Here is a 25,146-nt window from a genome sequence, read left to right as displayed (position 1 = left end):
AACTTCTCCTTGAACACTTGGGTCACAGAGCCTGAGGCCTGTCACCCCGCCGCCCGCGCCTTGAGCCGGGCGAGCAGGCGTTTCTGGGTGCCGGGAGTCACAAATTCGGAAATATCTCCGTGATACCCGGCAATTTCTTTCACAAGACGAGATGAAATGAACTGTGTTCGTTCAGACGCCATGAGAAAAACGGTTTCAATGCCCGGAGCCAGACGGCGGTTTACGCCGGACATCTGAATTTCATAATCAAAATCCGTCAGCACCCGAAGCCCCCGGAAAATGAGGGACGCGCCCTGTGCCCGGACGGCTTCCACCAGCAGGGAATCGAAGGAAACCACCTTGAGATCCCCTCCCACCCGGCTCGCGATGGCGGGCAGGGCTTCTTCCACACAGGCCACGCGCTCATCCAGCGGCATGAGCGGGTTTTTGCCCGGATTTTTCGCAACGCCGATCACCAGACGATCAACCAGCCGGGCCGCACGCTCAATCACGTCCAGATGCCCGGTGGTCACGGGGTCAAACGTCCCCGCGTAAAAGCCTATGCGCCGGGGTTCGGCACATATGCCCTCACTCACGCTTCGTCGTCCTCTGCTGGCGTGGCATCTCCGCCCCCGGAGCCAGCCTGCGGAGCGGCATCAGGCACGGATGCAGCGGCTGGAGCCGTTCCACCCACAGCCGGAGCCTCGCCCTCGTCTTCATCCTCCATTACCGGGAAGACGCTGGTAACGCGCTCGTCCTCATTCAGGCGGAACAGCGTCACCCCACTGGCCTGACGCGCCATAACGCGGACCTGATCAACCGGCACACGGATCAGGCGGCCAGCATCCGTCACCAGCATCACATCCGTGCCGTCCAGCACCTGCAACGTGGCGGCGACTTCCGTCCCGCGCTTGTTGGTGGAGAAGGTCATGTTGGTAATACCCTGCCCACCACGCCCGCTCACACGGTAATCATACGCGGAAGACCGGCGGCCAAACCCGCCATCACTCACCACCAGCAGAATTTCTTCAGCGGCTTCAAGCTGGGCAAAGCGCTCCGGGGTCAGCAGAGCGGTGCCGGAAGCGGCGTCTTCCTCATCCGCCTCAACCACCGTATTTTCGGAGTCGTCCTCGACCTCGGCAGCGTTCTCAGCCCGGCGTTTGGCATTGGCCATCCGCAGATAGGCCGAGCGTTCTTCCACCGTGGCCTCAACATGGTTGAGGACGGCAAGGCTGATCACCTCATCCCCTTCCGCCAGACGGATACCGCGCACACCGGACGAGCCACGACCTGCAAACACGCGCAGCGTTTCGTCCGTAATCTGGAAGCGGATGCAGCGCGCCTTGCGGGTTGCGAGGAACACATCCTGCCCTTCCCGACAGGTGGCAACACCAATCAGGCTGTCCCCTTCATCCAGCTTCATGGCGATCAGGCCGGAAGAGCGGATGTTGCGGAAGTCACTCAGGCGGTTACGGCGCACCCCACCGCTTGCTGTTGCAAAGACGAGGTGCAGGGATTCCCACAGTTCCTCATCATGCGGCAGCGGCAGCACAGCCGTAATGGTGTCCGAGCCGAGGTCGGGCAGCAGGTTGACCAGTGCGCGGCCTTTCGCCGTGGGGCTTGCTTCCGGCAGACGCCAGACCTTCTCCCGGTAGGCCTTACCGCCGGAGGAGAAGAACATGACCCACTGGTGCGTATGCGCATTAAAGGAGCGCACCAGAATATCATCGCCACGTGTGCCAGCCCCCGTGCGGCCACGGCCACCCCGGTTCTGGGCGCGATAGACATCCAGCGGCGTGCGTTTGATAAAGCCTTCGCGCGTGATGGTGACAACCATCTGACCCGGTTCAATCAGGCTTTCATCATCCTGATCCCCGGCATAATCGGAAATTTCAGTTGCGCGCGGGGTGGCCAGCTCAGCGCGGGCCGTCATCATTTCCTCGCGCAGCACTTCCATGCGGCGAATATGGCTGCCGATAATTTCCAGCAGTTCATTGATACGCTTTGCAACGTCGGACAGTTCACTCTGGATCTTGTCCCGCTCAAGCCCGGTCAGGCGTTGCAGACGCAGTTCCAGAATGCCACGAGCCTGTGCTTCCGTCAGGCGAACCTTGCCGTCAATAATCTCGTTGCCGTCATCATGGATCAGCGCCAGCAGCGGTGCGACATCCCCGGCATCCCAGCTTGCGGCCATGAGGGATTCACGCGCTGTGGCGGCATCCGGGGCGGCGCGGATCAGGGCGATCACGGCGTCAATATTCGCGACCGCAATCACCAGACCCACAAGGATATGCCCGCGATCCCGCGCCTTATTCAGCTCAAAGCGGGAACGGCGGAGAATCACTTCCTCACGGAACGCAATAAACGCCTGAAGAACGTCCTTCAGCCCCATCAGGCGCGGCTTGCCGCCATCCAGCGCCAGCATGTTCACACCAAAGGAGGTCTGAAGCTGCGTGAAGCGGTAAAGCTGGTTGAGCACGACTTCCGGCGTGGCATCGCGCTTGATTTCAATCACCACGCGCATACCCGAACGGTCCGACTCATCCCGGATGTCGGAAATGCCTTCAATCTGCTTGTTGCGCACCAGATCGGCAATGCGCTCCTGCAGGGTGGCCTTGTTCACCTGATAGGGAATTTCCGTGACCACAATGGCCTTACGGTCCTTACGGATTTCCTCAACCTCGGCACGGGCGCGGATAATCACCGCGCCACGGCCGGTGGCAAACGCGCTGCGGATGCCGGAGCGACCAAGGATGATGCCGCCGGTCGGGAAGTCCGGCCCCGGCACATGCTCCATCAGTTCGTCCAGCTCCATCTCGGGCTTTTCGATCAGCGCAAGTGTCGCATCAATCACTTCCGACGGGTTATGCGGCGGAATATTGGTAGCCATCCCCACGGCAATACCGGTGGCGCCGTTAATAAGCAGATTGGGGAACGCAGCAGGCAGAACCGTCGGTTCATGCTCGCTTTCATCATAGTTGGGCTGGAAATCGACCGTATCGCGGTCAATATCCGTCAGCAGGAAGGTGGCTGCCTTGGCCAGACGCGCTTCCGTATACCGCATGGCCGCCGGACTATCGCCATCGACGGAGCCAAAGTTCCCCTGCCCGTCAATCAGCTTGACGCGCATGGACCAGGACTGCGCCATACGCACCATCGCATCGTAAATCGAGGCGTCACCATGCGGATGGTATTTACCCATGACCTCACCGACCGCACGGGCCGATTTGCGGTAGGGTTTATCGTGCGTAAAGCCGCTTTCATGCATGGCGTAGAGAATGCGCCGATGCACGGGTTTCAGACCATCGCGCACATCCGGCAGGGCGCGGCTGACAATCACCGACATCGCATAAGCGAGGTAGGAGGAACGCATTTCCTCCTCAATGGTGACGGGGAGAAGGTCAGAAGGTACCGGCGATCCCGGCTGGTCAGAAATCTCGGTCAAGGTCCATCCGTCTTGTCATGGCCGCGCACCCTGCCCAAATGCCGGGCACGCCTTGAAATACAGGCGGGCAAACATCCGTCTGCCCTGCGGTTTTCTTCTAGCACACAAAGGCTGAGGCACCTAGGGCTTGCGCTCCGGGCTTGTTTTCCGCCCCCGGCCCCGCCATCCTGTCTGGCAGTTACGTCATGCCTGCTTACGGGAGACCCTGCATGCGCCTTCTTCTTGCTCTGCTGCTGCCCTGGCTTCAGTTCTTTACCATCGGGCGGCCTTTTGCGGGTCTGATCTGCCTGATCTTGCAGATTACGGTTATCGGCTGGATTCCGGCAGCCATCTGGTCTGTCTATGCCCTCAGCCAGTATGAAACCGATAAAAAAATCGCCCGCTCCCGCCGGTAAGACCCGGCGGACATAGGGCGACTGACCCGCCCGGACGGGAGACAAAACCGGCTACGCAAAAAGGCCCGCCAGAGTGATCTGACGGGCCTTTTTGATTTTCAGTGTTCAGAACCAGCTTAACGCCCGCTCATAATCCGTTCGATCAGCTGCGCGACTGTCGGCACAAAGCCGTTGGCGTAGAACGGATCTGTTGCAAAGCGCCAGGCATTGGTGCCGCCAAACATCAGATTATGGTCCAGAACAGTCGCCGCATCCGGACCGCTGGCATGCGCCGCGGTCTGGAGCGTTTTCTGAATGCAGAAGGACCGCGGGTCTGCTTTATGCCCGTTGCTGTAATCCGGCCCGCGCTGGCTCCAGTTGGAGAATTTGCACTCGGACAGGCAGCCCATGCAGGCCACCTGATCCGCAATGATTTCCCGCGCCCGGTCCGGCGTTACAAAAATCAGCGTGGAATCCGGGGTGCGCATGGCTTCCGTAAAGCCCTGAGCCTCCCAGTTGTGAATGCGCTGAAGGTCCTCCTCCGCCACAAACACTTCCCGCTTGCGGGCCCCGACGCCATACGATGCGGTGTGCGCACCCAGCGCCTCAGGTGAGAACGCCACCTGCCGTTCTGACCGGCCGCGCAACTCCTGCAGGAAGCTGTTATTGACAGCGGAGGAGTAAAAGCCGGTCGGTGAGAAACGATTGAGGTAGACATCCCCCTCTTTCAGGGTGAGCAGCCGGTCTTTCCATGCCTGCGGGATCGGGCTTTCCTGCGTCAGCAGCGGACGGGTGCCAAACTGGAACACAATCGGCCCCAGTTCCGGGTTATCAATCCAGTGTTCCCATTCTTCCAGCCACCAGACGCCACCCGCCATGATAATGGGGGTTTCATCCAGACCGAAGCTGCGCATGAGTTTGCGCAGGGCCGCCACGCGGGGGTACGGATCTTCCGGCATCAGCGGATTTTCCGTGTTGGACAGGCCGTTATGCCCGCCAGCCCGCCAGGGGTCCTCATACACCACGCCGCCCAGCAGATCAGCACTCTTGCTGTAAGCCCGCTTCCACAGGGCGTTGAAGGCCCGTGCGGAAGACACGATGGGGTAGTAATAAACCCCATATTCCACAGCAATATCGGACAGACGGTACGGCATCCCCGCACCACAGGTCAGTCCCTGAATCAGGCCTTTGGCCCCATCCAGCACGCCACGGATCACGCGCTCGGCAGACCCCATTTCCCACAGGATATTGGCATGGATACGCCCACGGCCACCCGCGATATCATGCGCAATCTGCGCCTGCGCAATGCCACCACGAACGGCGTAATCCACCAGTTCTTCATGCCGGTCCCGGCGGGTCCGGCCATGATAGATCTGCGGGACCGGGTTTCCGGCTGCATCGTAACTGTCCGCATTCACAATGGAGACCGTACCGGCCCCGCCCGCTGCAGCCCATGCTCCGGCTGAAACGCCTGTTGAAACGGAAACCCCCTTGCCGCCTTCTACCAGCGGCAGGACGTCCACGCCCCCCATGCGAACTGCGTTGATCGCCTTCATAACTGTCCTATCGTCTTATCTGGCAAAAGCCGGATGCTGGTCAGAAACCGCCTGAGGGATGCTTATTCAGCATCCCGGCGCGGTGCGCGTGCAGGCTTTGCACCTACAGTTTCCGTAATGTCGGCACCCGTTTCCTGGTCAACAACGCGCATGGACAGCTTCACTTTGCCACGGTCGTCAAAGCCGATCACTTTCACCTTCACTTCGTCACCCTGCTTGACAACGTCGGTCGTCTTGCCAACGCGGCCCTGCGTGAGTTCAGAAATGTGAACCAGACCGTCCCGTGCGCCCATGAAGTTCACGAACGCCCCGAAATCAGCCGTTTTGACAACCTTACCGTTGTAGACACGACCCACTTCCGGTTCGGCCACAATGCCGTTGATGCGGTCAATGGCCTTCTGGGCCTGCTCGTCAGACATTGCGGCGATGGTGATGGTGCCATCATCCCCGATATCGACCTTCGCGCCGGAATATTCAACAATCTCACGGATAACTTTACCGCCTGAGCCGATCACATCACGGATCTTTTCACGCGGCACCGTCAGGGTGGTGATTTTCGGAGCGGTGGAGGACACGTCCGTGCGGCCTTCCGTCAGCGCCTTGCTCATTTCACTCAGAATGTGCATCCGGCCATTGCGGGCCTGACCGAGCGCGATCTTCATGATTTCCGGCGTGATGGACGTAATCTTGATGTCCATCTGCAGGGCGGTCACGCCCTGTTCGGTGCCAGCCACCTTGAAGTCCATATCCCCGAGGTGATCTTCATCACCCAGGATGTCGGACAGAACGGCGAAGTCCTCGCCTTCCTTGATCAGACCCATGGCGATACCGGCCACCGGGCGCTTCAGCGGAACACCGGCATCCATCAGAGCCAGAGAAGAGCCGCAGACGGTCGCCATGGAGGAAGACCCGTTGCTTTCCGTGATTTCAGACACCACGCGCAGCGTATACGGGAATTCCTGACGGGAGGGCAGCAGCGGGTTGATGGCGCGCCATGCCAGCTTGCCATGCCCGATTTCACGACGACCCGGAGACCCGATACGACCACATTCCCCCACAGAGAAGGGCGGGAAGTTATAGTGCAGCATGAAGTTGGTGCGGTATTCGCCCTGAAGCGCGTCAATTACCTGCTCGTCCTGCCCGGTGCCCAGCGTCGTCACGACCAGCGCCTGCGTTTCACCACGGGTGAACAGGGAAGAGCCATGAGCGCGCGGCAGAATGCCAACTTCAGACACAATCGGACGCACCGTGACCAGATCACGCCCGTCAATCCGCATGCCGGTCTTCAGCACGGATGTGCGGACCACATCGGCTTCCAGATCCTTCAGCATCGGCTTGGCGGCATCCACGTCCAGCTCTTCTTCAGCCAGTTTGGCCAGAATCGCTTCCTTGGCAGCGCCGATCTTTTCGTAGCGGGCCTGCTTCTTCTTTTCCTTGTAGGCGTCAGCAATCAGCTTGCGGCCCACTTTATCAACGCGGGTGCGGAGCTTCTGCGCTTCCTTGGAGACTTCCGGCAGAGCCCACGGTGCTTTGGCAGCGTGTTCGGCCAGAGAGATAATGGCTTCAATCACCGGCTGGAATGCCTTGTGACCAAACGTCACGGCGTCCAGCATCACATCTTCAGACAGTTCAGACGCTTCGGATTCGACCATCAGCACGCCTTCTTCCGTGCCGGCCACAACCAGATCCAGAGCTGCATCGGCCATCTGCTCAAGGGTGGGGTTCAGGATGAACGCGCCATCCTTAAAGCCAACGCGGGCCGCGCCAACCGGGCCGAAGAACGGAATACCGGACAGGGTCAGAGCCGCAGAGCAGCCAATGAGCGCCGGGATGGACGGATCATTTTCCATATCGTGCGTCAGCACGGTGGCGATCACCTGCACTTCATTGCGGAACCCTTCCGGGAACAGCGGGCGCAGCGGGCGGTCGATCAGACGGGAAACGAGGGTTTCGTTCTCGGACGGACGGCCTTCACGCTTGAAGAAGCCACCGGGGATCTTGCCGGCAGCGTAGGCTTTTTCCTGATAGTTGACGGTCAGCGGGAAGAAATCCTGCCCCGGCTTGACGGATTTTGCGCCAACAGCGGTACACAGCACAACGGTTTCACCATAGGTGACAACCACGGCGCCATCGGCCTGACGGGCAATTTTGCCTGTTTCCAGCACCAGCGGGCGACCGCCCCATTCGATTTCTTTACGGTAGTAATTGAACATAAAGTTCTGCCTCATCTTCACTCAAGGCCACATGAACAGGCGGGGGGAGAACCGAAAGAGCGGACAGCGCCTCGGACGGCATGGTGACTGGTGGCAAAACCACCCAGGCGCCATGTGGTCGGAAACGCCGTGGCCCGCCGGGATCATGATCCCGCACTCAGACCTGTGGCCGTTTATTATCAGACGCAAAGACCAGCATGGCCTCTGCGCGCAGGGCTATCATCACACAACAGCCCCAAAAAGGGAAAGGGTGCGGCTTGCGGCATAACCCGGCAACCGCACCCTTTGACACCTTTAACTCTGGTCTTAGCGACGCAGGCCGAGACGACCGATCAGCGTTTCGTAGCGGCTCTGGCTCTTACGACGCAGGTAGTCGAGCAGGCTGCGACGACGACCAACGAGGATCAGCAGACCACGGCGGGAATGGAAATCCTTCGCGTGGGTCTTCAGGTGCTCGGTCAGGTTAACAATGCGCTCGGTCAGAATTGCAATCTGCACTTCCGGTGAACCCGTATCCGTGGGGGTGGTCTGGTATTCACTGATAACTGCCGTGCGGCGTTCTGCGGTAATCGACATCACTGTCTCCGTACAAAGAAGGTTCTAGAGAATCCGCACAGGGCGCAGGAAGCCGTCTTCCCGACGGCACAGGCCCAGTACGCGCCCCCCTTCCATGGCCCGCACAGGCGCATCTTCATCATCAATCTGAGGGAGACGATCCATCAGATCGACAAGGCTGATCGCCTGTCCGTGCAACAAGGACACTGCTTCATCTTTGGTCAGGGCCACCGCCGGGATGTCGGCCAGCGCGGTCGAGACCGGACGCAACAGCTCCGGTGAGGCATGGGGGTTTTCGTCGTTTAGGACAATTTTGTCCAGAACAATCGCATCGGCCTCGGTAAAAGGCCCCACGCGCAGGCGGCGCAGCGCGGTGATATGCCCCACGGTGCCGCAGGCCAGCGCCACATCCCGCGCCAGAGCCCGCATATACACCCCTTTGCCGGACTCGACCTCAAAGATCGCGGTATCCGCATCGGGCCGCTCAATCAGTTCAAACCGGTCAACGCGGGCGGGGCGGGGCGGCAGTTCCGGCGGGCGGCCTTCCCGCGCCATGTCATAGGAGCGCTCCCCGGCCACTTTCAGCGCGGAAAAGACCGGCGGCACCTGCATGATGTCCCCCGTCAGGGCAGGCAGAGCGGCGCGGAGCTGCTCATCCGTCGGGCGCACGTCGGACACGTCCGTCACGTTGCCGTCAGCATCGTCACTATCCCGCGCTTCACCCAGCTTCAGTGTAAAGCGGTAGATCTTGGTGCCATCCATAATATACGGCACGGTTTTGGTGGCCGCGCCAAAGGCCAGCGGCAGCAGACCGGTGGCCAGCGGGTCCAGCGTGCCGCCATGCCCGACTTTCTGCGCATCAAAAATCCGTTTGGCCCGACCCACCATCTGGGTGGAGGTCACCCCGGAAGGCTTGTCGATCACCAGCCAGCCATCCAGGGGGCGGCCGCGTCTGCGTCGCATGAAGAACTCCCGTCGTAAAATTCAGAAAACCGGCCGGAAGACCGGTAAAGCAAGGCTGCATCTAGCGGACCCGCCTCCCCGCCGCAATGGTCGGGCCACCTCAGCTCTTCTCTCAGAACATGGCCGCCACACCCCCTGCCGGGGCTGGTCAGCCCGGAAACCGTGCCCTAATGTCGCCACACATCATGACTGATCACACCGCCCACGCCGCCCCTCCGCATCCGGCACCGCCTGCTGAAAAACCTGTCTGGACGCTGGAAGGGGACACAAACGCTCCTCAGCTTGTACTGCGGGGCACGTGGACTGTACAAAGTGGCGGCATGGCCCCCTTCCCTGCCGACGGGCTGGCGCAGGGCCGGGACCACAGCACCCTGACTTTTGATACGCAGGGCGTAACTGGCTGGGATTCCGCCTTTATTGCGTTCCTGTGGGACGTCAAGCAGGCCGCAGGCCACGCCGGGATGCAGTTTGACCCACAGGGTCTCCCCGCCTCCGCCCAGCGGCTTCTGGCCCTGCTGCCGGACGCCCCCGCCTCCGGCAAGGCCGCAAGCCACAAACCGGCTCCGTTGCTGGAACGTGTGGGCGGCAAGACTCTCTCCGTCCTGAATGAAACCGGAACGGTGACAGAACTGGCGCTGGAAACCGCGCAGGGGGCCTGCAAAACCCTGACCGGCAAAAGCGGGATGCGTCTGAAGGATCTGGCCTCTGATATCTGGAATGCCGGCCCCTCCGCCCTGCTGATTGTCGGCGTGGTCAATTTTCTGGTGGGCGCGATTCTGGCCTTTGTCGGGCTGGTGGAACTGCGACGCTTTGCGGCAGAAATCTACGTTGCCAATCTGGTGGGCATTGCCTGCGCGCGGGAAATTTCCGCCATCATGACCGCCATCGTCATGGCCGGGCGTACCGGCGGGGCCTATGCCGCCCGCATTTCCACCATGCTGGGCAATGAGGAAATTGACGCGCTTCAGGTGTTCGGTATTCCGGTCTCCAGCTACATCCTGCTGCCGTCCATTCTCTCGCTCGGGCTGATGATGCCGCTGCTGTATATCTACGGCACCATCATCGCCATTTTCGGCGGATTTGTTGTGTCCGTCAGCATGATGGACATCTCCCCGCTGGGGTATCTGAACACCACCTTTGACGGCATTGCCCTGCGGGAATTTGTGTTCGGCTTTGTTAAATCCTTCTTTTTTGCCAGCTTTATCGCGCTCGCCGCCTGCCGCGTGGGTCTGCAAGCCGGACGGAGTGCCGCGGATGTGGGGATTGCCGCCACACGGGCGGTCGTGATCGGCATTGTCGGCATTATCGCCATGGATGCGGTGTTTGCCGTTATGGCCACGGCGCTGGGGATCTGAGATGAACGAGCCAGAGACCATCATCCCAGAGACCATTATCTCCGTGCGGGATCTGGGCCTGTCCTTCGGCCCCAAGGTCATTCAGCAGAATGTCTCCTTTGACCTCAGACGCGGGTCTATTTTTGCCGTCATGGGCGGGTCAGGCTGCGGAAAAAGCACGCTGCTGAAAAGCATGATCGGCCTGTTACGCCCCACCGCCGGGCAGATTCTGGTCGGGCAGGAAGATTACTGGGCGCAGAACGACAAACGCCGCACGGAAATCAATCACCGCTTTGGCGTGCTGTTCCAGAGTGCGGCTCTGTGGAGTTCCATGACCGTGGGGGAAAATGTCGCCCTGCCCATGGAAATGTTCACCAGCCTGCCGCCCGATGTCATCCGCCGTCTGGTGGAACTCAAGCTCGGCTTTGTCGGCATGGAACAGGCCATTGACCTCATGCCCTCTGAAATTTCCGGCGGGATGCGCAAACGGGCGGGCCTTGCCCGCGCCATTGCGCTGGACCCGGATATTCTGTTTTTTGACGAACCCTCCGCCGGGCTGGACCCCATTACCTCCGCCCGGCTGGATGACCTGATACTGACCCTGCGGGACGGACTTGGCGCAACCATCGTGATTGTCAGCCACGAACTGCCAAGCCTGTTTGCCATTGCGGATGACGGCATTTTTCTGGACGCCAAAACCCACAAACCCATTGCCCGCGGTTCCCCGCGGGATTTGCGGGACCACAGCACCATACCGGAAGTCATGGCCTTTATGAACCGTCAGGCAGACATTCCCCCAACAGATGAGACAAAGGGCTGAACGATCATGGCTGAAAGCACAAACCGTAAAACCCTGATCGGCGCATTTGTTCTGGGGGGTGGCGCGCTGGCGCTGGCCGTGATCATGCTGTTCGGGCACATACGCTTCTTCGCGCCCTCGCGCGAGGCTGTGGTGGTATTCCAGAACTCCATTACGGGGCTGGCCGTGGGCGCACCGGTCAATTTCCGTGGCGTGAAGGTCGGGTCTGTCAAAAGCATTACCCTGCGTTTTGACCCGCTGGACCGTAAAGCCTACATCCCCGTCCAGCTTACGCTGGAGCCGGACCAGATCCATATCGTGCGGGACGTGCCGGGGGGCACCAAAGTCAGCATGCAGGAGATGATTGCCAACGGCCTGCGGGCTGAACTCAATCTGCAAAGCTTTGTCACCGGGCAGTCCAATATCGAGCTGGATTTTGATAAGTCCGCCCCGGCCATCCTGCATCCGCGTATTACAGGCGAGCTGGAAATCCCCGCCCGTCTGTCCACCATGGAAAAACTGAAAGACACGCTGAGCGATCTGCCCGTGAAGGATATTGCGGGCCACGCCGATGCCACGCTGCTGTCCATCAAGACGCTGAGCGACAAGATGAACACCGACCTGCCGCCGCTTCTTGCCAGCGTGAAAATCACCACAGACCGCTCTCATGACACTGTTCAGGCCGCAACCGATGCCATCCGCGACCTTCAGGCCAAGCTGGATGTGACACTGCTGAAAATGGACAAGCTGCTGCAAACCAGCACAGACCAGCTCACCAACCGCGGTGCCGATATGCACGCGACCCTCGCCTCCGCCACCAAGACGCTGGACACGCTCCAGACCATCCTTTCCCCGCGTTCCATAGATCGCGCCAATCTGGATGCCGCCCTGCGCGATATTGCCGCCGCAGCGGCCTCTCTGCGTGGCTTCTCCAGTGATGTTGAACGCAACCCGCAACTCCTGCTGATGGGACGCCGTCCATGATGCTTTCTCTGCGCCGCCTCTCCTGTGCTGCTCTGCTGTGCGGCTGCGCGCTGCTGACGTCCTGCGCCTCCCCGCCGCTGCGGCTTTATACGCTGGGTATGCCGTCTGATCAGGCGGTAAGGCAGCCGCATCTTTCCCCCCGTGCGAGCACGATTGAAATCAGCCGCACCGTGATTCCGGATTATCTGGATTCGCAGGATATTGTGCTGCGGAACGGGGAAGAAATTGTGCGCAGCCCCAAATCCCGCTGGGCGACACGCCTGTCTCTGGGCATTACAGATCTGATCACCAACCAGATTGCCACCTTCCACCCGAACGAGCTGATTACCGACCAGCCTCTGGCCGATGCCGCAACGTTGCGGGTGCAGGTCAATATCTCGCGTCTGGATGTAGATGCGAACGGCTCAGTCGTGCTGGACGCCAACTGGGCGGTTCTGCCGCAAGACCCCAACAAACCGCTGATCCGGGACCGTGTGCATCTGTCTGAAACCGGCGATGTCAGCACCGATGCCGCCATTGCGACACTGATGCGCAAGGTGATCATTGAGCTGGCAAACCATGTCAACCAGTCAGTCCCGCCTCACGCCTGAACAGGCTGAGAGGCGGCCCGGCTGGTCAGCGAGTCAGGATGACGCCAGATCTGCTCTTTTCCTGCGTCCGGCGGTCCGCTTTACCGAGGCAGACCTCACTGCCGCGCCCTTCGCAACACGCGGAGCAGCCTGAGCGGCAGATTTCGGTGTGCGCACGGTTTTGGAAGACGCGGATGCCACCTGTTTTGCTGCGGCCCGAACAGGGGCCGTTTTCCGGGCGACAGGCTGACGCGGTTTTTTAGCCAGTGTAACAGGGTCAGCTTTTACGGCATCCGGCTTATTAGTCTTCAATGCCCCTTTGGCCTTGCCACGCTTTGGCACAGTACCATTCCGCGGGGCATCGGCCTCAGCCGCGATGTCCTGCAAAACAGGCGCCGCCTTGTGGGCGGTTATCAACTGGCTGATCAGGTCTTCATACCGCGCCAGATACGCCTTCATGCACAAGGTGCGCTCTGCCTCAGCCCGCGCTTCCTGCCGCATTTTTTTGGCGGTGCGGGTGTCGTTCAACAGTTTCAGAACGCCCTCAGCAATCCGGTCCGGCTCCGTAAACGGCACCAGACGGCCTGTTACGCCATCTTCAATAAATTCTTCAACAGGCGCTGTGGCACTTCCCACAATCGCGCACCCGGCCGCCATTGCCTCACGCAGAGACCATGACGCCACAAACGGATACGTCAGATAGACATGCGTATCTGACCGCTGAAGCAGCCTGAGAAAATCGTCGTAAGAGACTTTGCCGACAAAATGGATGCGGGAGAGATCAAGCTCTCCGGCCAGTTCTTCCAGCATCCGCTCCCGCCATGACCCGGACGGCAGACGCGCCCCATAGCTGACGCCATCGCCCCCAACCATAATCACCCGGGCGTCCGGCTGCTCCCGCAGAATCCGCGGCAAAGCGCGCATAAAAACATGGAACCCGCGATACGGCTCCAGATCACGGGAGACATAGGTAATCAGTTTCTCCTTGGGAGAAACATGCACATCCTTAATGCTGAACTTGCGACGATGCGCCGTGGCGTCCGGGCGGCACAGTTCCAGATCCACCCCTTCGCGCAGAACAGTAATTTTCTCCCGCGCCCAGTCAGGATAAGCACTTTTCTGAAATTCCGTAGGCGTCTGTCCGTAACCCGGAGAGGTCAGGGCTTGCAGATTGATGGCGTTTTTCGCCCGGACCAGCGGCATCATGACGGGCTGCATGGGGAATTCCGGGTCAAACCCGACGTCAAACCCCGGTTCATCATGATAATAAAATTCAAAATAGCCCAGCACCGGCACGCCGGGGAACACATCCTGAATATTCAGCAATTCCCCCCAGCCATGATGGCCGATGATGATATCCGGCTCAAATCCAAGGTCCCTGAGCGTGCTGGCCGCTTTTGCCACAGCATCCGCCCGCACAAGCCCCAGATCAAACTCCCGCGCGCCGGGATGCGTCTGCTCCGTGGCGTGGCGGGGCATCCGGTAGATTACCCGCCGCACGCCGGGAATAAGGTTGGCGTTATCTTCACTGATAAAAACAATCTCGTGCCCACCGGCCTGCACCAGATGACGCACGAGATGAAGGTACTGTCCGGGGAAGTTCTGGTGAATAAAAAGATACTTCAAGGGATTACCTGTATTGCTATGCCACCACGTTCCCGGACTGGCCCGGTTTTTTCAAACCGGACCTTCAGGAGTTTTTAGCGCCGGGAAGAGGGTTTGCGGCCACGGCCACGCCCTGTGGGCGGAGCTTTGGCCGGGGCTGCTTTTGGCGCTGCAACCGCTTTGCGCGGGCGCCCTGCGGATTTGGCAGGCACAATCTCTGGCGCTGCATTTTTCACAGCGCGTCCCTTACCCGCGGGACGACCAGCACGCGGCTTGCCCGGCGTTTTACGGGCCGGACGCTCTTCTTCTATAAATAATTCAAACTCTTCAGCCGTATCCGCCTCAGCTTCCAGTTCTTCAAGGTCTTCCAGAAGTTCGGCTTCTTCAATTTCTTCTTCTAAAAGTGCGGCAAGATCGGCAGCGGCCTGGGCTTCCGCAACTGCGTTGCGGCCTTTGCCACCCCGGCGGCCCTTCCCGCGGCCACCCTCTTCTTCACGCGGCAGGATTTCCAGCAGGAAGGCCTCCAGCGGTGCCAGACTGGCGGATTCAATCGGCTCACCACTTTCAACCGGCCCAACGCGTGTGCCATCGGTAAAGGTCGCGGTCACCCGGCAGATAAATTTCTTTGCGGCTTTGCCTTTCAGACGGATGCACAGACCCAGAATAGGCAGCGCCATCCCGCGACTGCCACAATATTTGCCGCCTTCAACCCACGGAGAGAGCCAGCCTTTGCCAAGAACGGCCTGATATTCAATATCATCAGCGCCAATCTCTTCAGACGGTGCAATTCCGAAACCTTCAATCCACGCATGGCTTCCGGGCTCACCCATCCACTCACCCACGCGGGACATGACATCGCCACGGCGCTGAATATGCGCACCAATTTCTGCCGCATAGGGACTGAGGGCTGCCGCAGGAGCAGGCGCGGCCTGAGGCACGACAGGAGCGGCCACGGGAGCAGACGCCGGACCTTCCGGCGCAACAGGCGCATGCTGCGCAACCGGACCAGCGCTTGCATCATGGCTTAGCTGCACAACCTGCAAACGGGGTGCGTCATGCGGGGAACCGAGTTCCTGATACACCGTGACCAGCACCTGCGCGGGGCCACGCTGCACGCGGATCAGTGCTGCGCCATTCTGGCCACCCAGCCAGCCATCTTCATCAAACGTCACGATGCTGATGTTGCCTTCATCCCGCACAGGCGGCTGAGACAGGCGGACTCCGGGCAGACCGGCCGCCGTGGGCGCCTTTTGTCCGGGAGCGTGAAACACGCAGAACAGGCCTGTCTGAAGCGTCATCAGATGGCCCGATACCTTAAGATCAGAAATCCGCTGAGGCGCAGGCGTCTGGGTAGTCTGTGACATAAAATTTCTTCCATCGTGACGATACAGGAAAACTGTAAATCAAAAAATCATGAGCCAGTAAAGAAAAGGTTATTATGCAGACACACCCCGGCCCTCAGCGACAATGCGTCCGAGTTTTATCAATACGTCATTCAGACCCTCTTCTAAAAGATCTGTCTTTAACAGCATACCCTGTTTTGTGGCCCGTATCCGTTCAGCCGGGGCTCCAAGGTCAAATGCTGCAACTTTCAAACCCGCTCTCCAGGCCAGTCCGAGCGTAAAACACCAGGTTTCCGGCCAGACAGAAGGTAAAAACGCATAATCCGCCTGCACGGAGGCAATCAGCGGGATGGCGTCCTCCTCCTGATATTCTCCGGTTATAAAAATATGGCCGGTGCGCATCAGCGCCTCATCATCTGGTGTGTGCCCCACAATCACAAATTCGAGCGGCAGGGCCCGCAACGCGGCGTCCCGTGCGGCAGCAAGCAGCACATCATACCCCTTTTCCCGCCCGATACCGCCAATAACACACACCCGGACACGCTCACTCCGGGAGGCCCCCAGAACAGCCACACCGGGAATGCGCTGTTCCGGCACCGGAAGCGCCTTCTGCCGGAATGCTTCCCCTTCCGCACAGAGCGCTGCATCGTCTTCCAGAAACCGCACCTGGCAGGTCAGGCTGGCATACTGTCGCTGCATCCGCCGGGCAGTATCCTGTGACGGGACATAAACGGCCTGCGCAGCGTTCAGAAAAGCTTCTGCGCGTGTGCGATAAACCGTAACGGAAACATCCTCCTCCATCTTGCGGCCCAGCAGCGCGAGACACATCTCGCACCCTGCCACATCCGGCTCACCACAATACCGGCCCTTCACCCCCATCAGAGAAATTCTCTGACAAAACCACATATAATCATGAATATGGACAGTATAAGGGCAACCCAATGCCTCAGGCAGACCGTAGAGCATCGGACTGTGCCCGGCCAGATGGTGCACTTCCACCTCTGCTGCTCCTTCCGCCTTTAACAGGCGGGTCAGCAATGCCCACTCATCCGGCAGCCTGAAACGCAGAGACGGATAGGCATCAGCCCCCCCCTCCTCCAGCACACACCCTCCGCCTGTGGGACGAAGAATAAGAGGCCGTACGCCCTGCGCGGTGAGAGCCGTGACGCGCTCACCCACCACACGCTCAACGCCGCCGCCATAATCATGCGTGACAAGCACCACGGCTCGTCTCTTCCGGCTTTTCCGTCCGGACGCGCTCTGCGGTGTGGCCGCACGGAACCGCACAAGATCAAGCCGCCGACGGGCGTTAAACAGAGGATTTTTCTCAATCCAGGCCGCAATCATCTCATGATAACCGGGATGCAGGCGGTTGAGAATCGCCTCGTTCCGGCGCATCAGTCCGTTGCGGGTTCCCCCGAAAGATGCCGACCCGACATGCGCAACATACGCGCCGGGCGCCGCCTGATGCCGCCATCCCAGAGCGCGGGCGCGCATGCAAAAATCATTTTCTTCTCCATAGCCTTGCGCAAACACATCGTCCCGCAGCAACCCGGTCTGCGCCAGACAGTCATGCCGGATATACATGCAAAAGCCGTTAGCAGTCGGGATTTCAATCGCGTGCCCGGCATTGGCGGCCTGCGCCTGCGCCATCAGATCCTGCGTCTGCGCAAGGTCGGGCACAGGATTTTTCTTATCGGGAGAAGGGTAAGACAAAATACTGGCGTCATTGGAAAAGGGTGTGACCGTCCCGGTCTCGGCGGACGCATAAGCAATACGCCGCAGTTCTTCCACCCAGCCTTCGGCTACCAGCGTATCACTGTTCAGCACAATCACATCATGCCCGGCCACCTCCCGCAAACCGGTATTAACGGCTGAGGGAAAACCACAATTACGCGCATGGGTCAGAACACGAAACCCGGCCTGTTGCGCAAAACGTGTCACGGCCAGAACCAGATCCGGGTCCGGGGCATCATCATTCACAATGACAACCGGAACGTCAGCAGACAAAACAGTCCGCTGTACCGCTTCAAGGCACGCCAGCGTGCGATTTTTGTCCCGATAAACCGGGATAACAACAGCAACCCCGGCCTGCTGACCAGAAACACACGGGGTTCCTGCCACAGCCTCCCGCACAGGGACCGGAACAAAACTGGGAAACCCCTTTATTTTATGAGGTGTTTTCCGAGAAAGGAAACTGGCTGCAAGAGCCTCCGCAACGATCCTGCCTGAGCGCCGTTCCAGCCCGACATCCAGAGGACTACCCGCAAGATCTCGCCCATCAGGCCCGACCACCCGCACCGGTGCATCCGGCAGAGCATCAAACGGCAGCGATAAAGCGCGATAGCGGGCCAGCGGCACATCAGAGGAAACAGAGTCACTCACGTTTTCTGCGGTGATTGTATGCAGAACTTTTCCTGTGGAAGCATCCTGTATCTGCACAACAGGCGCACGATCCGCATCATGGGGCAGCCAGACCCAGCCCGTCAGCCCGTCCGGCCCCGCCTCAACCAGCCCCTCACTTCGCGCAATTGCAAACGGCTGAACCGGATTACCCACTAAAAAAGGCAGGTCTTTCAGACGAACTTCCAGAGAGCGCGCCGTCTTCCAGCCAGCAGGACAGTACCAGCCTGTTTTTTTGCGTACCATTTTGACCGCGTGCGCATCCAGCCACACAACCGGCGTCTGCCCAGCAACAGCACCACCCAGCAGCAGCGTGCCATCCCCCTGCAAGCCACACCAGCCCGCAAGGCCATTCAGCCTTGTGATCTTATCCGCAAGTTTTGCAGTATCAGACCTGCAGGAAAACCGGGACAAAACCTGCCCCAGTGCTGAAACAGCGGCAGCGCCATGACCAGCCGCCTGCTGAAACGTAGCCAGAAGAACCCAGCCCTCCCGAAAGTCGAAACGCTGCAGAAGGGTTTTCAGAAGCTCAATTGCCCCACCAACATCCCCGACAGCCTGCCGCACCAGTGCAAGAGCGAGCATGACATGAGGGTTATCCCGGGCCTGCCGGTTAGCGCGTTCCAGCCAGTCCCAGGCTTCCGACCCCCGTCCGGCCTGCCAGGCTTCATTGCCGCGCTGAAACGTCGCCTGCGCCTGCGCGCTCGCCCATACCTGCCAGGCCGCCCAATCTTCCTGCGTCACAAAACCAGAGAGCGCGCCTTGTGTTTCATCTGACTGCGCCATCAGCGAACCCGCTCTCTGCTTACCATCGCTACGCCTTATAACGGACTATCAGCTCTCTGCGGGCAAAGGCACTGTACCGCCGGTACCGATGCTTGCCAGTTCCGCACTTGCCTGTGCAAGATTCTGTGCTTCGGCCTTCCGGTACCAGATACGTGCCTGTTCCAGATCCTTTTCACCCCCCAGACCATTGGCGTAGTACCGCGCAATCATCAGCTGGGCTGCCGGATGCTCCTGCTCTGCCGCCCGGAGGAACCATTCCCGTGCGAGAACCCGGTCTTCCGGCACATCATGACCACCGCCATAGAGTGCCGCCACGGAGAACATGGCTGACGCGGTGCCCCGCTCTGCTGCCTGTTTGTAAATCCGCAGGGCTTCCGGATGATTTTTCGGACCACCAACGCCCGTGACCAGCAGATCAGCATACGCGATCTCGGCTTCTGCCATACCTGCTTCAGCGGCTTTCTGAACCCACGCCCGGCCTTCCACAGGGTTCTGTGCAACGCCACGCCCCTGCAACAACATCTTCCCGTACCAGTACTGGGCGTTGACCACCTTTTCTGCGGCTTTATGCAGCCAGAGGAGAGCTTCCTCTTCATCCCGCTCAACCCCGACGCCCTGTGCAAGGCAGACACCAAAGTTAAACGCGGCCAGCAGGTCGCCCTCTTCGGCGGCATGCTTGTAGAACTCCATGAGCACCCGGCCGTCTTCTCTGGGCGCATCGCCTTCAAGCACCAGATTAGCAAGATCAGCCGTGGCTTTCTTATCGCCCTGCTCTGCTGCCAGCTTAAACCAAGAGGAAGCCGCTTCCGGATCTTTCGGAACACCCACACCCGCCATGTAAATGGTCCCGAGTGTGTGGCTTGCAGCCGCATGCCCGTGCTCGGATGCAAAACGATACCACGAAATCGCTTCTGCATAGTTGGGGGGAAGGTCTATCCCACGCCCATACCAGTCACCCAGAATAGCTGCGGCTTCGGCATCACCCGCCAGCGCGGCTTTGCGCAGCCAGCTTTCACCCCGGTCGCGGTTCCGCTCAATCCCTTTGCCCGCCATAAGGGCAATGCCGTATTTTGCCTGTCCACCCCGGACATTCTGCTCGGCGGCCCGGCCAAAATAGGCGGTCGCCAGAGCATCGTCCTGCGGAACGCCGGTGCCCCGCTCGGCCATCACGCCCATCAGATAGAGCGCTGTGCCCAGCCCACCATCCGCGGCTTTCTGCAACTCCACTGCTGCCTGAGCATACTGCTCATACGTCTGCGCGCCTTTCAGCGCCGCAAGACCAAGCCCCAGATGCCCCTGTAAACATCCTGCATCTGCTGACTTCTGATACCAAAGCAATGCCTGATCCGGGTCCCGAATATCATCCGGTCCTGCACTCAGGATATAGCCATACAGAGCCTGCGCATCGGGATTACCTGCCTCTGCGGCCTGTCTGGCCCAGCGAGCCGCTTTGTAATAATCCGGCTGAGCTTTTTCCCGCTTTTTGTAGTCCTCAAAAACAGAAGAGAGGCTCTCGCCTTCTTCTACCTCGGGTGGCAAGCCATGCAGATACAAGGTCGCCAGAATAAAAGCCGCCCGGTCCCAGCCTTTCAAAGCAGCACGCCGGGTCCAGCGCGCCCCTTCAATCAGGTTGGGAGGGGCTCCCTGAGCGTTCAGATAAGCCTGCCCGACCAGATACTGCGCTTCCGGCTGCCCTTCTCTTGCAAGGATAGTCAGAACCGTAAAGGCCTTGGAGTGCTCCCCTTGCTCAAGCAAGCTTTTGGCCTGAAGCAGCCTGTTATCGGCTGCTGGCTCGTTGCGCTTTCCAAAGAGGCGGCTAATCAGATTTTTCAGCATACTATGCCCCTTCCCCCGACAAGACTCAGCTATCCGCGGCTCCCCTCAGGGCTCACGCATGCCGTCTGTCATCAGCGGCATAAAGCTGTTCAGCAGATATTGCATGACAGTCCGCTTACCAACACGAATATCAGCCGATACCGGCATACCGGGCTGGGGATGGAAGAAACTCGGCACCCCATGCAGCGTATAGCGATCAACGCGCAGACGAACGCGATAAAACTCTTTGCTGCTAGTCTCCGGTGTTACGTCACTACTGTCTTGTTGGCCGCCACCAGCCGGATCTCCAACAAAGGAATCTGCACTAATCGTTCTTACAGTTGCATCCGCACCGCCATATTGTTGGTATGGGAATGTTGCAAATTTAACGAGCGCCTTATCTCCAAGGCGAACAAAACCAGCGTCTTTGCCGGACATAACGGTTTCGATTTCAAGCCCTTTGCCCACAGGTACCAAAGTCATCAACTTTTGGCCGACTGTCAGGACGGCCCCGACAGACACTTTGGAGATATTGAGTACAACAGCATCTTCATCTGCCTTTAATGTCACCAGACTGTTATGCAAGACGGCTTTTTGATAAGCACTTGTTGCTTCTGAAAGATGATGCTGTGCAGTTACAAGATCACGATAAGCTTCCGCTTTCCAGTTCTGGATATAGCCTTCTTTTTCAGAAACCTGAGCTGCCAGTTTATTCCGCGTACTGCCTGCCAGTTGCTGCGCTGAAATCTGGGAACGCTCGACTTCCATCAGGTCATTCTGAGCACTTAAAGTGGAAAGCTTGCTCCCGACCTGATCTTTCTGCAACTGCATCCGCATTTTATGCACATCGGCCGCCACTTTGGCGCGTGCCGCATACATGGCAGCGCTGGCCTGAGCACTCTGCAGTTCATTTTGCAGGCTGGCAATTTGCTTGTCATAATTCATGACTTTGGCATCAAACTCAGCTTTGCGCCTGAGAAATGCTTCGGCCTGCTGAACAGAAGGCGGATTCTGGGGATCGGCCACGTAAGTCTTCCCCTGCGTCTCTGCGATAAGACGATCAACTTCGGCCTGATACTGGTCATTCTGGGTGCGCATGTTGTCGATATCCGCACCTGACGTCGTCGGATCAAGATGCGCCAGAACGTCGCCCTTATGAACAAAATCCCCTTCCCGCACATCAATGGAACGGACAATAGACGTATCCAGTGGCTGAACCATAAGGGTCTGTTCTGTTGAAACCAGACGACCTTCTGTTGAAACCACACGGTCCAACGGAAAAACAGTCATCACGGTGACAGATGACAAAACCAATGCCCCAACCAGCCACGTAATATACTGCGCTGATGGGGTTGGTGGCATATTGACCAGTGCGGCAGTAGGAGAATGAAACTCCAGCAACGCCACGGGCATATCGTCCTGTGCATACGGATCATCCGCCTGACGCAGGAAATCTGGCTCCTGCCCATGATCCACTTCAGAACCAGCCGTCTGACCTGAGGCCACAATATCCTGTTCACTCATGGCTTACTCTCCCTCAGCGACCAGAGAAGACGCGCTGGGTTTGGCTCTTCCTTCCGTATGACGATTTTGCTGCATCCACAGCGTGCGATAAATATCGCACCGTTCAAGCAGGACATCATGCGGAGCAATATCTGCGACAGATCCGTGGTCCATCACACAGATCTGGTCGCAATTTACGAGAGAAGACAGGCGGTGCGAGACAATGACCATCGTGCGCCCTTTGCCAATCCGCTCAAGATTGGCGTTCACCAGTGCTTCACTTTCAGGATCGAGTGCAGAGGTCGCCTCATCCAGAATCATCAGCTTGGGGTCAGTAATGACTGCGCGTGCAATCGCCAGCCTCTGACGCTGCCCACCGGAAATATTAGTCGAGCCTTCTTCAATAAAGGTCTCATACCCGGCAGGCATCCGTTCAATAAATTCTTCCGCGCCGGCCATACGCGCCGCACGCACGACGTCATCAATCGTATATCCTGGACGACCTGCCGTGATGTTTTCGCGGATAGTACCACGAAACAGGAAGTTATCCTGCAACACCACACCAAAAGACCGTCGCAGATGGGTCAGATTGATTTCACGCAGGTCAATTCCGTCCAGTTTCAGATAACCTGTATAGGACCGACTGACGCCCTGAAGCAGCCGCGTGATGGTAGACTTCCCGGAACCGCTTCGCCCCACCAGACCGAGCATAGTTCCTGCAGGCACTTCAAAGTTTACGTTGTTAAGAGCTTTGGCCGTGGATCCCGGATAGGTAAAATCCACCCCGTCGAATGACAAAGCTCCCTTGATTACAGGACGCATCCCTGTTGTCAGCGCTTTAGTCTCAGTGGGCTGGTTCAGCACAGAAGCGGCCTCACTGAGAGACGTCATGACTTCGTTAAAATCGTCAAGCAACTTTGCAAAGCCAACAAGAGGCGAAGCCACACGCCCACCAAGCATCATAAATGCCACTAACCCACCCATCCCAATAGAAGATGGACTAACTAAGGCCAGATAAGCCCCAATAAGAATAATTCCACGGTTAATAAAGAGATCCAAAGGCATGACAAGCGTCTGCGGCCAGTTGGACATTCGACCCACGGCAAGCTTCCAGCGAATTACAACGGCCGTTACTTCATCCCACACCTGCTTGCGCATATTTTCCAAGGCCAGTGTCTTCAAAGTTCGGATGCCGGCAACTGTTTCGTACAAAATTGCCGCGCGTTCACGTTCCGCGTGCATTTGCGCACTCATGACCTTGGCTACGGGCCCCATGAAAACCACAACGATCAGACCAATACAGCCCGCTGCTGCAACCGTCATCCACGCAAGAGTCGAACTGAGATAAAACAAAAAAGGTAAGATAACGACAAGAGTGAAGAGATCCAGAAAAGTCGTCATAAGCTTTCCGGTCAGAAAATCTCGGACCTTGTAGATCGCCATGACACGGCCAAGCAGGTTACCCGCCTGCTGCCGTTCAAAATACTCCAGTGGCAATGCCACCAACCGACTGAAAACGTGTAAGGAGATGCGGGAATCAACACGAGTTGTCAGCACCATGGACAACTCACGACGCCCATAGGACAATAAAACTTCATATAGAGAAAAAACGACGATAATCCCACTGATCGAAATTAACGTGGACATAGATTTGTAATTCACCACCCGGTCAATAACCTGCATGACAATAAGAGGGGGGAAAATCTGCAGAATACTCAGTGTCATGGATGCAATAGCAATATCGCGCAGAGACCGCTTTTCCCGCAAAACGATCTTGGCCAGCCAGGCCAGATTGATCGGGGCATCAGCTTCAGACTGGTCACGGCGTCGCTTGATCAGCAAAACGTCACCAGTCCAGATCCGGCTCAGACGCAGTTCATCCACCGGCACGGGTGCTGTGGCTTCGTCCTTTAAGGGATCACGGAGCCAGACAACACCTTTGGCCGGGTCTGCCCCCACCATCACTGCAGCGGAACCGTCCCGGAACATCAGCACAATCGGCGGGGAGTTGGTCATTTTGACCAGATACCGCCACTTGATGCGCATCCCCTTAGCGACAGCACCCTGCTCCTCCAGCCAGCGCACCAGAGTGGCCGGAGACGGACTTTCTTCCCCGGGTTCTGCCGCGAAATCACGGACATCCAGTTCCAGCCCATGGAAGCGGGCCGCTGCAACAACCGCTCTCAGGCGAATCATCGTGGGGCTGACGCGGGAGGCACTTTCACGGCCTGGATCAGAAGAAGGGCCAGAAACATCAGGCACATGATCAGTCTGGTTCACGAACAACCCTTTTGACAAACCTTAATACGCCGCCCGACCGCCTCAGAATATTTGGCTCCCGGACAAAAGTCCTTATGACAGGGAGTGCAGGTGACCTCAAAGTGTTTCTCTGCCTGAGGGGCGGGAGAGCGTGTTATTTTTTCAATATTCGCAGGAAAAACGGCTGGAAACCGCCTCCATCCCGCAAAGAGAAAAAACCAGAGGATCAGCGTGAATCACCCGCAGCAGACCCGCCATGTCCTGCGCGGGACAAATCAGACTGACTTTAACAAAAAAAGCACACTCCCCGCGGGCCCGCTCCTGTATCAGGCGCAGCAGCAACCGGCCCAGATACCCTCCGCCCTGACAGCAGGTGCATCCACCGCCATGAACACCCTCGCCAGCCGGTGAGGGGCATACACGCACAGCGCTCCATCCGCCCTGCTGCGCTGCGGTGGGAGAACCGCCGAGAAAAATGGCAAGACTGTCCAACTGCGCCTGCTGCACGGCCTCTTCCAGAGACACCACTCTCAAAGGAATACGCTGGTCTTCAGGCCCCCTCCAGAGCAGAGGACTGGTGGACAGAGATGCCGCTCTCTGGAATAACACTCTCCCCTCCGGACCGGCGTCCGACCGGAGCTCGTCTTCCCGTTTTTTGTGA

The 25,146-nt window shown here is 58.6% G+C and carries 18 protein-coding genes; 5 read left to right on the top strand and 13 right to left on the bottom strand.

Going from position 1 to position 25,146, the window contains the following annotated elements:
• Positions 1-41: 41 nt before the first annotated feature.
• Together coaD and gyrA are read right to left on the bottom strand one after the other, a co-directional pair.
• The gene (gene coaD, locus KP699_RS09125) at positions 42-575 is read right to left on the bottom strand and encodes a pantetheine-phosphate adenylyltransferase (RefSeq protein ID WP_025825018.1); all 534 of its coding nucleotides are present in this window, start codon (positions 573-575) and stop codon (positions 42-44) included.
• Entirely contained in the window at positions 572-3,424 is a 2,853-nt protein-coding gene (gene gyrA / locus KP699_RS09120) for a DNA gyrase subunit A (RefSeq protein WP_252346903.1), read from the bottom strand. The genes coaD and gyrA overlap by 4 nt, the downstream gene beginning before the upstream one ends.
• 209 nt (positions 3,425-3,633) lie before the next feature.
• On the opposite strand from gyrA, the gene KP699_RS09115 reads away from it, so the two are divergent.
• Positions 3,634-3,819, top strand: a complete 186-nt coding sequence (locus KP699_RS09115) for a YqaE/Pmp3 family membrane protein (RefSeq protein WP_025825014.1) — start codon at positions 3,634-3,636, stop codon at positions 3,817-3,819.
• A gap of 116 nt (positions 3,820-3,935) precedes the next feature.
• Here the strand turns inward: KP699_RS09115 and KP699_RS09110 are convergent, their stop codons facing one another.
• The 4 genes from KP699_RS09110 to truB form a co-directional block, all read right to left on the bottom strand.
• Complete coding sequence (locus KP699_RS09110) at positions 3,936-5,354, bottom strand: nitronate monooxygenase family protein (protein WP_025825012.1); 1,419 nt, start codon at positions 5,352-5,354, stop codon at positions 3,936-3,938.
• A 62-nt stretch (positions 5,355-5,416) separates the two neighbouring features.
• Positions 5,417-7,567 carry a polyribonucleotide nucleotidyltransferase gene (gene pnp / locus KP699_RS09105; protein WP_215762395.1) on the bottom strand — a complete coding sequence of 717 codons (2,151 nt, stop codon included), beginning with the start codon at positions 7,565-7,567 and terminating at the stop codon, positions 5,417-5,419.
• A gap of 306 nt (positions 7,568-7,873) precedes the next feature.
• Positions 7,874-8,143, bottom strand: a complete 270-nt coding sequence (rpsO, locus tag KP699_RS09100) for a 30S ribosomal protein S15 (RefSeq protein ID WP_025825010.1) — start codon at positions 8,141-8,143, stop codon at positions 7,874-7,876.
• Positions 8,144-8,167: 24 nt separating this feature from the next.
• On the bottom strand, positions 8,168-9,085 hold the full coding sequence (truB, locus tag KP699_RS09095; RefSeq protein ID WP_212355053.1) for a tRNA pseudouridine(55) synthase TruB: 918 nt from the start codon (positions 9,083-9,085) through the stop codon (positions 8,168-8,170).
• A gap of 185 nt (positions 9,086-9,270) precedes the next feature.
• Between truB and KP699_RS09090 the strand changes: the two genes are divergently transcribed.
• From KP699_RS09090 to KP699_RS09075, 4 genes are read left to right on the top strand one after another with little or no spacing between them, the layout of a single operon-like run.
• Entirely contained in the window at positions 9,271-10,440 is a 1,170-nt protein-coding gene (locus tag KP699_RS09090; RefSeq protein WP_215762379.1) for an ABC transporter permease, read from the top strand.
• Position 10,441: 1 nt separating this feature from the next.
• Positions 10,442-11,239, top strand: a complete 798-nt coding sequence (locus tag KP699_RS09085) for an ABC transporter ATP-binding protein (protein WP_086656479.1) — start codon at positions 10,442-10,444, stop codon at positions 11,237-11,239.
• A gap of 6 nt (positions 11,240-11,245) precedes the next feature.
• Entirely contained in the window at positions 11,246-12,202 is a 957-nt protein-coding gene (locus KP699_RS09080) for an MlaD family protein (RefSeq protein ID WP_215762378.1), read from the top strand.
• Positions 12,199-12,792, top strand: a complete 594-nt coding sequence (locus tag KP699_RS09075; RefSeq protein WP_035373237.1) for a membrane integrity-associated transporter subunit PqiC — start codon at positions 12,199-12,201, stop codon at positions 12,790-12,792. Before KP699_RS09080 ends, KP699_RS09075 begins: the two co-directional genes overlap by 4 nt.
• Before the next feature lie 33 nt (positions 12,793-12,825).
• Here KP699_RS09075 and KP699_RS09070 read toward each other — a convergent pair whose 3' ends face one another.
• The 7 genes from KP699_RS09070 to KP699_RS09040 all read right to left on the bottom strand — a co-directional run bounded on the left by KP699_RS09070 (position 12,826) and on the right by KP699_RS09040 (position 25,094).
• Positions 12,826-14,397, bottom strand: coding sequence for a glycosyltransferase (locus KP699_RS09070; protein WP_215762377.1), 1,572 nt, complete (start codon positions 14,395-14,397; stop codon positions 12,826-12,828).
• Positions 14,398-14,471: 74 nt separating this feature from the next.
• The gene (locus tag KP699_RS09065; RefSeq protein ID WP_215762376.1) at positions 14,472-15,740 is read right to left on the bottom strand and encodes a hypothetical protein; all 1,269 of its coding nucleotides are present in this window, start codon (positions 15,738-15,740) and stop codon (positions 14,472-14,474) included.
• Between the two features lie 72 nt (positions 15,741-15,812).
• Positions 15,813-18,908 (bottom strand): glycosyltransferase, encoded by a 3,096-nt coding sequence (locus tag KP699_RS09060; protein ID WP_215762375.1) that lies wholly within the window; start codon positions 18,906-18,908, stop codon positions 15,813-15,815.
• A gap of 48 nt (positions 18,909-18,956) precedes the next feature.
• Positions 18,957-20,744 (bottom strand): tetratricopeptide repeat protein, encoded by a 1,788-nt coding sequence (locus tag KP699_RS09055; RefSeq protein ID WP_215762374.1) that lies wholly within the window; start codon positions 20,742-20,744, stop codon positions 18,957-18,959.
• A gap of 45 nt (positions 20,745-20,789) precedes the next feature.
• Positions 20,790-22,247: an HlyD family type I secretion periplasmic adaptor subunit gene (locus KP699_RS09050; protein ID WP_215762373.1), complete on the bottom strand. Its 1,458-nt coding sequence runs from the start codon at positions 22,245-22,247 to the stop codon at positions 20,790-20,792.
• A 3-nt stretch (positions 22,248-22,250) separates the two neighbouring features.
• Entirely contained in the window at positions 22,251-24,506 is a 2,256-nt protein-coding gene (locus KP699_RS09045; RefSeq protein WP_215762372.1) for a peptidase domain-containing ABC transporter, read from the bottom strand.
• A 141-nt stretch (positions 24,507-24,647) separates the two neighbouring features.
• Positions 24,648-25,094: a hypothetical protein gene (locus tag KP699_RS09040; protein WP_215762371.1), complete on the bottom strand. Its 447-nt coding sequence runs from the start codon at positions 25,092-25,094 to the stop codon at positions 24,648-24,650.
• Between the last annotated feature and the right edge of the window lie 52 nt (positions 25,095-25,146).

It is taken from the genome of Acetobacter sp. P1H12_c (assembly GCF_018811975.1).
Lineage (GTDB): Bacteria > Pseudomonadota > Alphaproteobacteria > Acetobacterales > Acetobacteraceae > Acetobacter > Acetobacter persici.
This window is presented reverse-complemented; position numbering and strand designations above follow the sequence as displayed.

Bases quoted from the DNA above. Each gene is read 5' to 3' on its own strand.
- KP699_RS09115 (WP_025825014.1), top strand. From the start codon at position 3,634: ATGCGCCTTCTTCTTGCTCTGCTGCTGCCCTGGCTTCAGTTCTTTACC.
- KP699_RS09110 (WP_025825012.1), bottom strand. From the start codon at position 5,354: ATGAAGGCGATCAACGCAGTTCGCATGGGGGGCGTGGACGTCCTGCCG.
- pnp (WP_215762395.1), bottom strand. From the start codon at position 7,567: ATGTTCAATTACTACCGTAAAGAAATCGAATGGGGCGGTCGCCCGCTG.
- rpsO (WP_025825010.1), bottom strand. From the start codon at position 8,143: ATGTCGATTACCGCAGAACGCCGCACGGCAGTTATCAGTGAATACCAG.
- truB (WP_212355053.1), bottom strand. From the start codon at position 9,085: ATGCGACGCAGACGCGGCCGCCCCCTGGATGGCTGGCTGGTGATCGAC.
- KP699_RS09090 (WP_215762379.1), top strand. From the start codon at position 9,271: ATGACTGATCACACCGCCCACGCCGCCCCTCCGCATCCGGCACCGCCT.
- KP699_RS09085 (WP_086656479.1), top strand. From the start codon at position 10,442: ATGAACGAGCCAGAGACCATCATCCCAGAGACCATTATCTCCGTGCGG.
- KP699_RS09080 (WP_215762378.1), top strand. From the start codon at position 11,246: ATGGCTGAAAGCACAAACCGTAAAACCCTGATCGGCGCATTTGTTCTG.
- KP699_RS09075 (WP_035373237.1), top strand. From the start codon at position 12,199: ATGATGCTTTCTCTGCGCCGCCTCTCCTGTGCTGCTCTGCTGTGCGGC.
- KP699_RS09065 (WP_215762376.1), bottom strand. From the start codon at position 15,740: ATGTCACAGACTACCCAGACGCCTGCGCCTCAGCGGATTTCTGATCTT.
- KP699_RS09060 (WP_215762375.1), bottom strand. From the start codon at position 18,908: ATGGCGCAGTCAGATGAAACACAAGGCGCGCTCTCTGGTTTTGTGACG.
- KP699_RS09055 (WP_215762374.1), bottom strand. From the start codon at position 20,744: ATGCTGAAAAATCTGATTAGCCGCCTCTTTGGAAAGCGCAACGAGCCA.
- KP699_RS09050 (WP_215762373.1), bottom strand. From the start codon at position 22,247: ATGAGTGAACAGGATATTGTGGCCTCAGGTCAGACGGCTGGTTCTGAA.